At 65.5% G+C, this 12,449-nt stretch carries 8 protein-coding genes and 1 pseudogene; 7 read left to right on the top strand and 2 right to left on the bottom strand.

Annotated elements, in window-relative coordinates:
• Positions 1 to 13: 13 nt before the first annotated feature.
• The gene (gene hpaH, locus ABIF91_RS02380; RefSeq protein WP_028181533.1) at positions 14 to 820 is read right to left on the bottom strand and encodes a 2-oxo-hept-4-ene-1,7-dioate hydratase; all 807 of its coding nucleotides are present in this window, start codon (positions 818 to 820) and stop codon (positions 14 to 16) included.
• Between the two features lie 111 nt (positions 821 to 931).
• On the opposite strand from hpaH, the gene hpaR reads away from it, so the two are divergent.
• Together hpaR and ABIF91_RS02370 are read left to right on the top strand one after the other, a co-directional pair.
• Positions 932 to 1,462, top strand: a complete 531-nt coding sequence (gene hpaR / locus ABIF91_RS02375; RefSeq protein WP_028181534.1) for a homoprotocatechuate degradation operon regulator HpaR — start codon at positions 932 to 934, stop codon at positions 1,460 to 1,462.
• A gap of 117 nt (positions 1,463 to 1,579) precedes the next feature.
• Positions 1,580 to 2,665 (top strand): malate/lactate/ureidoglycolate dehydrogenase, encoded by a 1,086-nt coding sequence (locus ABIF91_RS02370; RefSeq protein ID WP_028181535.1) that lies wholly within the window; start codon positions 1,580 to 1,582, stop codon positions 2,663 to 2,665.
• A gap of 166 nt (positions 2,666 to 2,831) precedes the next feature.
• Here the strand turns inward: ABIF91_RS02370 and ABIF91_RS02365 are convergent, their stop codons facing one another.
• Positions 2,832 to 4,175 carry an IS1380 family transposase gene (locus tag ABIF91_RS02365; RefSeq protein WP_424578735.1) on the bottom strand — a complete coding sequence of 448 codons (1,344 nt, stop codon included), beginning with the start codon at positions 4,173 to 4,175 and terminating at the stop codon, positions 2,832 to 2,834.
• Positions 4,176 to 4,463: 288 nt separating this feature from the next.
• On the opposite strand from ABIF91_RS02365, the gene ABIF91_RS02360 reads away from it, so the two are divergent.
• The 5 genes and pseudogenes from ABIF91_RS02360 (at position 4,464) to ABIF91_RS02340 (ending at position 12,444) form a co-directional block, all read left to right on the top strand.
• Positions 4,464 to 5,240 carry an HpcH/HpaI aldolase family protein gene (locus ABIF91_RS02360; RefSeq protein WP_028179613.1) on the top strand — a complete coding sequence of 259 codons (777 nt, stop codon included), beginning with the start codon at positions 4,464 to 4,466 and terminating at the stop codon, positions 5,238 to 5,240.
• Between the two features lie 96 nt (positions 5,241 to 5,336).
• Positions 5,337 to 6,860, top strand: a complete 1,524-nt coding sequence (locus tag ABIF91_RS02355) for a UxaA family hydrolase (protein ID WP_028179614.1) — start codon at positions 5,337 to 5,339, stop codon at positions 6,858 to 6,860.
• A gap of 246 nt (positions 6,861 to 7,106) precedes the next feature.
• Positions 7,107 to 7,625 carry a PAS domain-containing protein gene (locus ABIF91_RS02350; protein ID WP_028179615.1) on the top strand — a complete coding sequence of 173 codons (519 nt, stop codon included), beginning with the start codon at positions 7,107 to 7,109 and terminating at the stop codon, positions 7,623 to 7,625.
• Entirely contained in the window at positions 7,603 to 8,907 is a 1,305-nt protein-coding gene (locus ABIF91_RS02345; protein ID WP_028179616.1) for a methyl-accepting chemotaxis protein, read from the top strand. The genes ABIF91_RS02350 and ABIF91_RS02345 overlap by 23 nt, the downstream gene beginning before the upstream one ends.
• A gap of 267 nt (positions 8,908 to 9,174) precedes the next feature.
• Positions 9,175 to 12,444 (top strand): annotated as a pseudogene (locus tag ABIF91_RS02340) (DUF2126 domain-containing protein).
• Positions 12,445 to 12,449: the final 5 nt, after the last annotated feature.

Raw genomic sequence — 12,449 nt, 5'->3', positions numbered from 1 at the left:
TCTTCTTGTTCGCCTAAGCGAAGTAGCAGCTCACCGAGCCGTAGGCGCCATAATCGGCCTGAATTGTGTCGCCCTTGCGGGTCTCGATCGGGCGGATGAAGGATCCCGCGAGCACGACCTGGCCCGGCTCCAGCGCAAGGCCGAGCGGCGCGATCTTGTTGGCGAGCCAGGCCACGGCCGCGGCGGGATGATTGAGCACGCCGGCGGCAAGGCCCGTCTCTTCCAGCTGGCCGTTCTTGAAGCACAACGCGCCGATCCAGCGCAGGTCCGCGTGCAGCGGCCGGATCGGCCGTCCTCCGAGCACGATGCCGGCATTCGCCGCGTTGTCGGCGATGGTGTCGAAAATCTTTCGCGTCGCTTTCGTGGTCGGATCGACGCGTTCGATCCGCGTATCCAGGATCTCCAGCGCCGGCACGACGAAGTCGGTGGCGTTGAGGACGTCGAACATCGTGCAATTGGGCCCAGAGAGTCGCTTGCTCATGACGAAGGCGAGTTCGGCCTCGACGCGCGTCGCGATGAAACGCTCGGTCGGAACGATCCCGCCATCGGCGAAGAACATGTCGTCGAGCAGCACGCCGGAATCCGGCTCGTCGATATTGAGCGCGCTCTGCATCGCCTTCGAGGTCAGGCCGATCTTGTGACCCTTGACGATGCGCCCTTCGGCGATCTTGACCTCGACCCAGGCCTTCTGAATCGCGTAGGCATCGGCGATGGTGATCTCGGGAAAATCCAGCGACAGCTGCCGGATCTGCGTGCGGGTCTTCTCCGCCTGGTGCAGACGCCTTGCGCAAGCTTGGATATCGTCGTCGGAAAGCGCCATCTTTAGTCTGACAAATCGTGGTGCCCGGAGATACTTAACATGTTAAGTGAATGCGTCAAACATAATTCGGGCTTGCTGCACTGCAAACATTCTGCGGCTTGAAGGGGCGTCATGACGAAGAAACCCGCCGATCCCGCCAACGGAGGCGCGCCTGCCGCAGGACCTGCCGCAAGACAGGTGCCGATGCGCGACTTCTCGCGCTCGCTGCCGATGTCGCTGCTGCGGGCGCGCGAGGCGGTGATGCGGCAGTTTCGTCCCTCGCTGCGCGAGCACGGCTTGACCGAGCAGCAATGGCGCATCCTGCGCGCGCTGGCGGCGATCGAGGCGGTCGAGGTCACGGAACTCGCGCGCACGGCGTTCCTGCTGGGGCCGAGCCTGTCGCGCATTCTGCGCGATCTGGAGGCGCGCAACCTGATCGAGCGCAAGACCGCCAAGGCGGATCAACGCCGCAGCATGGTCTCGATTTCGAAAGACGGCGTGAAGCTGATGGCCTCCGTCGCGCCGACGTCCGAAGCGATCTACGCGGAGATCACGCGTCGCTTTGGCACACGCAAGCTTGCCGAATTGCAGGAGATGCTCGGCGAGCTCGAACGGAGTCTCGCGGGGCTCGGCGCCAGCGAGGAAGCAAGTCCCGAGGAGTGAGAGCAGATATGCGCTCCCATGCGGCAGCGGCCATGGACATGGTCGCGTTTTTTCGCTCAAGTGCCGCCGAAGCCGATCGCTGCAAAGTCGGCGCCGGGGAGAGGCAGACAGGCCGTCATGGTCACCATTCAGGTCCAGAAGCTGATCGACTTCGTCACCGAAGTCTTCGCGCATGCGCAGTCCTCGCCGGGGGAGGCCAGGCGTATCGCCACCTATCTGACCACGGCGAACCTGACCGGCCATGACAGCCACGGCGTGATCCGCGTTCCCGTCTATATCCGCTGGCAGAAGACCGGATCGGTCGTCCCAAATCAGAACGCGGAGGTCGTGCTCGACACGCCCTCGCTCGCGGTGATCGACGGCAAGTTCGGCTACGGCCAGACCGTGACGCCGCAGGCGGTCCGGATCGGCATCGAGAAGTGCAGGAAGGCCGGGCTTGCCGCGGTCGCGCTGCGCAACGCCGGCCATATCGGCCGCGTCGGCGACTGGGCCGAGATGGCCGCGGCCGAAGGTCTCGTCTCCGTGCATTTCGTCAATGCCGCGGGCTCGCTGCTGGTCGCCCCGTTCGGCGGCGTCGAGAAGCGGCTGTCGACTGCGCCGTATTGCGTCGGCATCCCGCGTGAGGGCCAGGACCCGATCGTGCTGGATTTTGCAACTTCGATCGTCGCCGAGGGCAAGGTGCTGGTCGCGAGCCGCGGCGGCAAGAAGCTGCCGCAGGGCGCACTGGTCGATTCCGACGGCACCTTGAGCGAGGATCCGGCCGTGCTCTACGGACCCTACACGCCGGACGGGCCGCGCGATCACACCAAGGGAACGGGCGCAATCCGTGCCTTCGGCGAGCACAAGGGATCGGGCCTCGCCTTCATGTGCGAGCTCCTGGGCGGCGCGCTGACCGGAACCGGCGCCACCTCGGGCGGGCGGCGCTTTGCCAACGGCATGCTGGCGTTCTATGTCGATCCGAAAGTCGTCGACACTTCCAACCTTTTCGACACCGAAGTCTCGCGCTACGTCGATTTCATCCGCGCCACCAAGCCGATGGCCGGGGTCGATCAGGTGCTGATTCCGGGCGATCCGGAGCGAAAGACCCGCGCTGAGCGGACCCGGAACGGCATCCCCTTGCCGGATGACACCTGGGCAGCAATAGTGAACACCGCCCGTGAGGTCGGCGTCAGCGAAGTCAGCATCCAGAGGGCGACGGCTTAGCCCGTCCTATTCGTGAGAGTGCGGCTTTTGGGCCCGATTGATGCGGCCGCACATCTTGTCTGACGAGGCGCACAGGATTGCCTTCGGCTTTTCGCCGCCTGACGACCGGTACTTTGCAACGCGCTTGAGGGATGGGTTGGGCGAACGGGGGCGGACGCCCCGCCGGTCAAGGACCGAGCGGCAGCAGCGCGCCGGGCAAGCCGCAGATCAGGTCGGCTTCGGGACATGCCGCGGCAAACGCAAGGCGAATGCGGCTCGTGGTCTCGACGACACGGGCGGCGATTTTCAAGAGCCGAAGACGCAGCGTCGCGAACTCGGCAGCGGCCAATTCCCGGGCTTTGGGAATGGCGTCGCGCACGGTCAGCATCAGCCAATAAGCGGCCGTATGGAGCACGAGACGGACCTGGTTGGCGAGCGCCGAACGGCAGCTGGTGCGATCGGAGGCGAGCTGCGTCTTATGCAGCTTGATCAGATTCTCGGCTTGGCCGCGCGCGCAATACAGGCTGTCGTAGATCCACTCGGCCGAGCCGACATCGAGGCTGGTGACGACGAAGCGGATGTCGAGGCCGAGCATCGTCGCCTCAATACGGGCGACAGTGCGCCGTTCGCGATCCCAGGACTTTGCCTTGTGGCGCGTCTCGGTATAGCCACGCAGAACCGGCAGGTTCTCGATGGCGCGTCGCGTGCGGATGTCGTCGGCGACCTCGTCGACTTTTCTGGCGAGAGGCTTGGTGCCGGACAGACCGAAGATGTAGTCGATGCCGTTGGTCTCGCACCACGCCATTGCCTCCGGCCGGGCATAGTGCCCGTCGCCACGGAACGTAATTTGCGTGTTGTGCCATCGCGTCCGGATATGCCGTACCAGGCGGCGCAGATGGGCACGCACCTCGACGCCGCCCGGCGTCTTGCCGGGCCGCAGCACGACGGCCACGGGCCGGCTCTTCTCCGTGTCGTAGACGTGGATCGGCAGGAAGCAGCGTTCGTCATAATGAGCGTTGAACAGCGAGAGCTGCTGATGGCCGTGGACGACGTCGCAGGTATCATCGATGTCGAGCGTGACGGATGCCGGCTCGCGCGGGTAGCTATCCATCCATGCGTCGACCAAAATGTAGGTCAGTCGGATCACGTCGCGCAGGCGCGGAGCATTCTCCAGCCGCGACAGCGTCGGCTGGGAACACAAATCCCGGCCCGTGTCCGGTAGGCGACCGCAGGCCAGCTTGAATGCCGGATCGGACCGCAGATGATCGAGGTCGTCGGCGTCCTCGTAGCCGCAGCAGATCGCGAACATGCGAGCGCGGAACATATCGACCAGGTTGTGCACGACCCGCGTCGGATCGCGCCGATCCGGGAACACCCGGGCCAGATTGTCGGCCAAGCCGAGACGCCGCTCGGCCATCGCCAGAAGGATCGCGCCCCCGTTCGAGGTCAGGCGACCGCCATCGAAGGCAGCCGTGACTTTCTTGGCGTGAACGGCTGGAAACGAGAAGGGCGGAATCGTATCATCGGTCATGGCGGGCGTGGCGTTCGCGGTTGAAGGTGATAGCGTTGGCTTCGCAACCGAATCCTACGCCGCATCAGCGCTTTACACCACGATCGCCAGCCTCTCAGGCGCACTCTTACGAATAAGACGGGTTAGACGCGTTTCGTCATTGCGAGGCGCGCCAGCGACGGAGCAATCCAGAGTGTCATGGCGGAGAAATTCTGGACTGCTTCGCGGAGCCCGTCATCGGGCCGCGCTTCGCGCGGGCCCGGTGGCTTGCAACGACAGTGAGTGAGATCAACAAAGAAGGAAGGCAACGTGGCGAATAAAGTCAAAGAGATCTGGAAGTCGGGCAAGGCGGTCGTCAACGCGTGGCTTGCCATACCCTCCGGCTTCTCGGCCGAGATGATCGCGCAATGCGGCTTCGACAGCGTAACCGTCGACATGCAGCATGGCGTCCAGGACTATCTGTCGATGGTGCAGTGCTTCCAGGCCATGGACAAGCATCCGATCACGCCGATGGTCCGCGTGCCCTGGAACGAGCCCGGCATCATCGGCAAGGTGCTCGATGGCGGCGCCTATGGCGTGATCTGCCCGATGGTCAACACGCCGCAGGAAGCCCGGAACCTCGTCTCCTATTCCAAATATCCGCCGAAGGGCGTGCGCTCCAACGGCCCGATCCGCGCCGGCATGTACGGCACCGCCGGCTCCTACCAGAAGACGGCCAACGACGAGATCGTGCTGCTGCCGATGATGGAGACCCGGACGGCGGTCGAGAACATGGAAGCGATCCTCGATGTCGAAGGCATCGACGGGGTCTATATCGGCCCGTCCGATCTCGGCTTCTCCTACGGCCTCGAGCCCAAGCTCGACCGCAGCGAGCCCGAGATCCTCGCGATCTACGAGAAGATCATCAAGGAATGCGGCAAGCGCGGCCTCAACCCCGGCATTCATTGCAGCGGGGCCGAAGGCGCGGCGCGCGCCATCAACATGGGCTTCAAGCTGGTGACCTTGTCGAACGAGGTCGGCCTGATGACGACCTACGCCAAGATGCAGGTCAACGCCACCCGCAAGGAATCGGGCGGCAAGGCCTGAGCTCTGGGCGAATGGCGAACAGGGAGTGGCGAATAGCGCCGCTCCCTTTTCCATTCGCTACTCACCATTCGCTATTCGCCTCCGAAGGAGAGTCCCATGACCATCAGCCCCGTCATCCGCCTGCATCCCGATGATGGCGTGGTCATCGCGCGCGCGAGCCTGCCGCCTGGAACAAGCGTGGCTGACGGCGTGACCACGGTCGATCGCATTCCCTCCGGCCACAAGGTCGCGATCAAGCCGATCGCCGAAGGCGAGCCGATCAAGCGCTACGGCCAGATCATCGGCTTTGCCACGGTGCCGATCGCGCCGGGCCAGCACGTGCACGTGCAGAACTGCGGCATGGGCGATTTCGCCAAGGACTATGCCTATTGCGCCGACGTCAAGCCGACGCCGAACTTCGACCTGCCGGCGACCTTCGAAGGGATCCGCCGCCCGGACGGCCGCGTCGCCACGCGCAACTATATCGGCATCCTCACCTCGGTGAATTGCAGCGCGCATGTCGCGAGCCTCGTCGCCGACGTCTTCAAGAAGAATCCCTTCACCGGCGACAATCCGCTGGCCGATTTCCCCACCGTCGACGGCGTGGTCGCGCTGACCCACAAGACCGGCTGCGGCATGACGCAGAACGAGCCCCTGGCGCTGCTCCGCCGCACGCTCGGCGGCTATGCGCGGCACGTCAATTTCTCCCATGTCATCGTGCTCGGCCTCGGCTGCGAGGTGAACCAGATCGGCGGCCTGATGGAAGAGCAGAAGCTCGCCGGCCGCCTCCGCGCGATGGACATCCAGGAGGTCGGCGGCACCCGCAAGACGGTGGAGGCGGGCATTGCCTTCGTGCGCGAGGCGCTGGCTGATGCCGACAAGGTCAGGCGCGAAACGGTGCCGGCCAGCGAGCTCACCGTGGCCCTGCAATGCGGCGGCTCGGACGGCTATTCCGGCGTATCCGCCAATCCCGCGCTCGGCGCGGCGAGCGACCTCGTCGTGCGCCACGGCGGCACCGTGATCCTGTCGGAGACGCCGGAGACCTACGGCGCCGAGCACCTGCTCACGCGCCGCGCCGTCAGCCGCGAGGTCGGCGAGAAGCTGGTCGATCTCATGCGCTGGTGGGACGAGTACACGACGCGCGAGGGCGCCGAGATGAACGCCAATCCCAGCCCCGGCAACAAGGCCGGCGGTCTCACCACCATCCTGGAAAAGTCGCTCGGCGCGATGGCCAAGGCCGGCACCACCAACCTCGTGGAGGTACTGCGCTACGCCGAGCCCGTCACCAAGAAGGGCTTCGTCTTCATGGACACGCCCGGCTACGATCCGGTGGCTGCGACCGGGCAGGTCGCCGGCGGCGCCAACCTGGTCTGCTTCACCACGGGCCGCGGCAGCGTGTTCGGCTGCAAGCCGGCGCCCTCGATCAAGCTCGCCACCAACACGCCCATGTACAAGCGAATGGAGGATGACATGGACGTCAATTGCGGCACCATCCTCGAAGGCGAGGAGAGCGTCGCGCAGTGCGGCCAGCGCATCTTCGATCTCATCCTCAAGACCGCTTCGGGACAGCCGACCAAGAGCGAGAGCTTCGATTTCGGCGGCGCCGAGTTCGCGCCCTGGGTGCTGGGCGCGACGATGTAGTCGCGCTGGGCGAGCGCCGTCGCGCGAGCGCAATCAAAAGCAGCCGGCAATTGTCGCTCGCGACCATTTGCGGCGCCCGCATGTGATTCGACGACATGCAACAATGGTTCGCTACGTAGTGATACGGAGGCGGCGTCGCTCGCAAAAGTTCCCCGACTTACACCTGGTTAACACTGTTGCCGTAGATAGGGGTTTGATGCGGCTCCACATCGTTGTGGGGCCGGCCTTTACTTGGGGATCGAACCGATGCAGGCGATACGTCCCACTGGGGTGGAAAATCTCCTCGGTGAGGAGGAGCTGATCGTATCGAAGACCGATCTCAAGGGCCGCATCACCTACGCCAACGACGTCTTCATCCGGATGGCGAAGTACTCGTGGAAGGAGCTGATGGGCGCCCCCCACAGCCTGATCCGCCATCCCGACATGCCGCGCGCCGTGTTCAAGCTGCTGTGGGACACGCTCCAGTCAAAGCAGGAGATCTTCGCCTACGTCGTCAATCTGGCGAAGGACGGCAGTCATTACTGGGTGTTCGCCCACGTCACGCCGACATTCGACGAGCGTGGCAATATCGTCGGCTATCACTCCAACCGCCGCAAGCCGGATCCCGCGCAGATCGAGCGAATCAAGCCGATCTACAAGACGCTGTGCGCGGAAGAGGCGCGGCATGCCAACGCCAAGGACGGCATGCATGCGAGCTTCGAGGCGATGGTCGGGCTGCTCAAGCAACAGGGTGTCGGCTACGATGAATTTGTGCTCTCTCTCTAAGGCGCAGGGAGCGACCGCGCTCGCGTGTGTTCTTGCCGTCGTTGCGTTCGTTCTCTCGCTTCTCGGCGTAACCGGAGTCAGCAGTGCTGTCTTGCTCGGCGCGACGGTCGCGTTGCTCGGCTACGCCGTCTGGTGCCAGCATCGCACGGCGGTGGCCGTCGACGAGGTGGCCGATGTGTGCCGCAAGGCGGCGCGCGGCGATCTCGAGGCGCGGATCATGAGCGACCGGCAGGCCGGGCGGATCGGAGCGATCCAGAAATCCGTCAACGACATGCTCGACATCACCGACGCCTTCGTCCGCGAGGCCTCGGCCTCGATGGACTATGCCAGCCGCGGCAAGTATTTCCGCAAGATCCTCGCGCGGGGTCTGCCCGGCTCGTTCCGCCGCTCGGCGGTCGTCATCAATGCCGGCACCGACAGCCTCGGCCGCCGCGTTGTCGAGATCGCGGAGCTCGCCAAGCAGTTCGGCACCCACCTCGATGAGGTCGCAGGCGGCCTGATGAGCGCGGCGACCGATCTCGAATCCGACGCCGGCCAGATGGCCGCGGCGGCCGAGACGACGAACCGTCAGACCTCCGGCGTGCGTAGCGCGTCCGATCAAGCCTCCAGCAACGTCGAGACGGTGGCGAGCGCGGCAGAAGAGCTGGCGTCATCGATCGCCGAGATCGGCCGCCAGGTGGCCGGCTCGACCACGAGCACGGGACGGGCGGTGAACGAAGCCAATCGCGCCGGCAGCGAGATCCGCTCGCTCGCCGACGCGGCGCTGCGGATCGGCGACGTCGTCAGGCTGATCAGCGAGATCGCCGAGCAGACCAACCTCCTGGCGCTCAACGCCACCATCGAGGCGGCGCGGGCAGGGGAAGCCGGCCGCGGCTTCGCGGTGGTGGCCTCCGAGGTCAAGAGCCTCGCCAACCAGACCGCCAAGGCGACCGAGGAGATCAGCGCCAAGGTCGGCGAGATGCAGCAGTCGACGACCAACTCGGTCGCGGCGGTCGAGGCGATCGCGCAGACCATCGCCGAGATCGACGGGATCACCGCCGCGATCGCGACCTCCATCGAGCAGCAGGGTCTCGCCACCCGCGAGATCGCCCGCAATGTCCAGGAGGCCTCGGCCAGCACCACGCAGGTGTCCTCCAACGTCACCGGCATCAGCGAAGCCGCCGCCGACACCGGCCGTGTGGCAAGCCGCGTCAACAGCGCCTCCGAACGCGTCCACGGCGAGGTCGAGACGCTCCGGCGCGAGGTGACGCAGTTCCTGCAGCGGCTGACCTCGGCGGCGTAGGGCGGCCCCATCAGAGGCCGTCATGCCCGGGCTTGTTCCGGGCATCCACGTTCTTGGGGACCGCAGACGAAGGCCGTGGATGGCCGGGACGAGCCCGGCCATGACGCTGTGGATGCTTTGGCGCACCAAACTCTCATGTCATAGATCGCCCCCGGGCTACGGGGCTACGAGGCGGATACTTCATAGGCACCCTCTGCCCGGTGTTAGTGCTTGATCGCGCTGAGTTCAGGTGTTCTGCTCAAAAAAGCTGCTGGAGTATCGCACGCCGTGTCGATCTACGTCGCATTACACCACGTCACGCACTACAAATACGACCGCCCGATCGACCTTGGCCCGCAGACCATCCGCCTGCGGCCGGCGCCGCATACGCGCACGCCGATCCTGAGCTATTCGCTCAAGGTCACGCCATCCAATCATTTCGTGAACTGGCAGCAGGATCCGCAAGGCAACTGGCTCGCGCGCTACGTCTTTCCGGAGAAGGCCACTGAGCTGAAATTCGAGGTCGACTTCACGGCGCAGATGACCGTGGTCAACCCGTTCGACTTCTTCGTCGAGCCCTATGCCGACAGTTTTCCGTTCGAGTACCCGAAGGATCTCAAGACGGAGCTGGCGCCGTATCTCGAGACCGTCAAGCCCGATCGCCTGTTCGCGCAATATCTCGACTCGATCCCGACTGAAGCCCCGAACACCGTCAACTTCCTGGTCGATCTCAATCGCGAGCTCCAGAAGAAGATCCGCTACATCATCCGGATGGAGCCGGGGGTGCAGACGCCGGAGGAAACGCTCGCGTCCTGCGCGGGGTCATGCCGCGATTCCGCTTGGCTCCTGATCCAGACGTTCCGCCATCTCGGCCTCGCCGCGCGTTTCGTTTCCGGCTATCTCATCCAGATCCGTCCCGACATCGATCCGATCGAGGGCCCGCCCGAAGTCGAGAACGACTTTACCGATCTGCACGCCTGGGCCGAGGTCTATCTGCCGGGCGCGGGCTGGATCGGATTCGATGCGACCTCCGGCATGCTCGCGGGCGAGGGGCACATTCCGGTCGCCGCCACGCCGCATTATCGCTCCGCGGCGCCGATCTCGGGCGGTGCCGGCTTTGCCGAGGTCGAATTCGCCTTCGATATGAGCGTGCGGCGCATCCGCGAGGCGCCGCGCATCACGAAGCCCTTTTCCGACGAGGCATGGGCGCGGCTCAACGATCTCGGCGAGCAGGTCGACGGCGATCTCGCCGCGCAGGATGTTCGGCTCACGATGGGCGGCGAGCCGACCTTCGTCTCGGTCGACGATCTCGAGGCGGCGGAATGAAACACCGACGCCGTCGGCCCGACCAAGCGCGCGCTCGGTGACGATCTGATCCGCCGCTTGCGCACGCGCTTCGCGCCGGGCGGCCTTTTGCATTACGGCCAGGGCAAATGGTATCCGGGCGAGAGTCTGCCGCGTTGGGCCTTCGGCCTTTACTGGCGCAAGGACGGCGTGCCGATTTGGAAGAACGCCGACCTCATTGCCAAGATCGAAAATCCGCGCCGTGCCGAGGTGAAGGACGCCGAGGCCTTCATGGAAGGCACGGCGGCCCGGCTCGGCCTCGATGCCGGCTACATCATGCCGGCTTATGAGGACACCGCGTACTGGCTCCAGAAGGAGGCCGAGCTTCCCGTCAACGTCGATCCCTCCGATTCCAAGCTGTCGGATCCGGAAGCCCGCGCGCGGATGGCGCGCGTGTTCAACGAGGGCCTCAACACACCGCGCGGCTTCGTGCTGCCGGTGCAGCGCTGGAACGCGCCGCCGCGCTGGCGCAGCGAGCGATGGCAACTCCGGCGCAATCATCTGTTCCTGATGCCAGGCGATTCGCCTCTCGGTTTGCGCCTGCCGATCGGGTCGCTCGGTCACGTCCCGCCCAACCAATATCCCTACATCGTCGAGCAGGACCCGATGGAGGCGCGGGACAAGCTGCCGGTGTTCACGCTCGCCGCGCGTCCGGAATCTCCGCCGCGGGTCGCGCCCGAGCATCTCAACACCTCCGTCCCGGTTCGCACCGCCATGTCGGTCGAACTCCGCGACGGCGTGCTCTGCGCCTTCATGCCGCCGGTCGAGCGCATCGAGGACTATCTCGAACTGGTCGCCGCGCTCGAAGCCACCGCGGAGGAAATGCAGCTGCAGGTCCATGTCGAGGGCTATCCGCCGCCGTTCGATCCGCGCATCGAGGTCATCAAGGTGACGCCCGACCCTGGTGTCATCGAGATCAACGTCCAGCCGGCGAAGAGCTGGCGCGACGCGGTGGAGATCACCTCCGGACTCTACGAGGACGCGGCGAAGGTGCGACTCGGCGCCAACCGCTTCCTGGTCGATGGCCGTCACACCGGCACCGGCGGCGGCAATCACGTCGTGGTCGGCGGCTCGAGCCCGCAGGACTCTCCGTTCCTTCGCCGCCCCGATCTCCTGAAGAGCCTCGTGCTGTACTGGCAGCGGCATCCGTCGCTGTCCTATTTCTTCTCCGGCCTCTTCATCGGCCCCACCAGTCAGGCGCCGCGCATCGACGAGGCCCGGCACGACAGCATCTATGAGCTCGATATCGCGCTCTCGCATGTGCCGCCGCCGGGCACCCAGGCGCCGCTGTGGCTGGTCGATCGCCTGTTCCGGCATCTGCTGGTCGACATCACCGGCAATACCCACCGCGCCGAGATCTGCATCGACAAGCTCTATTCGCCGGAGGGGCCGACCGGCCGGCTCGGCCTCGTCGAGTTCCGCGCGCTCGAAATGCCGCCCGATCCGCGCATGTCGCTGGCGCAGCAGCTCCTGATCCGCGCGCTGATCGCCAGATTCTGGCGCGAGCCGCAGGCCGGCAAGTTCGTGCGCTGGGGCACCGCGCTGCATGATCGCTTCATGCTGCCGCACTTCATCTGGGACGATTTTCTGGAGGTGCTCACCGAGCTGAAGCAGTTCGGCTACCCGTTCGAGCCGGAATGGTATCTGGCCCAGCTCGAATTCCGCTTCCCCGCCTTCGGCCGCATCCATCATGGCGGCGTGACGCTGGAGCTGCGTCAGGCGCTGGAGCCCTGGCACGTGCTGGGTGAGGAGGGCTCGGCCGGCGGCACCGTGCGCTATGTCGACTCGTCGGTCGAGCGGCTTCAGGTCAAGGCGGAGGGCTTCGTTGAGGGCCGCCACATCGTCACCTGCAACGGCCGCCGCCTGCCGATGACCCCGACGGGCCGCTCGACTGAAGCCGTGGCCGGCGTCCGCTTCAAGGCCTGGCAGCCGGCCTCCGGCCTGCACCCGACCATCCCCGTTCACGCGCCCCTGACCTTCGATCTGATCGATACCTGGAACGGCCGCTCGCTCGGCGGCTGCGTCTATCACGTCGCCCATCCCGGCGGGCGCAACTACGACACCAAGCCGGTCAACACCTACGAGGCCGAGGCGCGGCGGCTGGCGCGCTTCCAGGATCACGGCCACACCCCGGGTCCGATGCAACCGCCGCCCGAGGAACGCACAAGTGAGTTTCCGCTGACCCTCGACTTGCGGACCCCGCTCCTGCAATGAGTATG

The organism is Bradyrhizobium sp. USDA 241 (assembly GCF_049739505.1).
In the GTDB taxonomy this organism is placed as follows: Bacteria; Pseudomonadota; Alphaproteobacteria; order Rhizobiales; family Xanthobacteraceae; genus Bradyrhizobium; species Bradyrhizobium liaoningense.
This window is presented reverse-complemented; position numbering and strand designations above follow the sequence as displayed.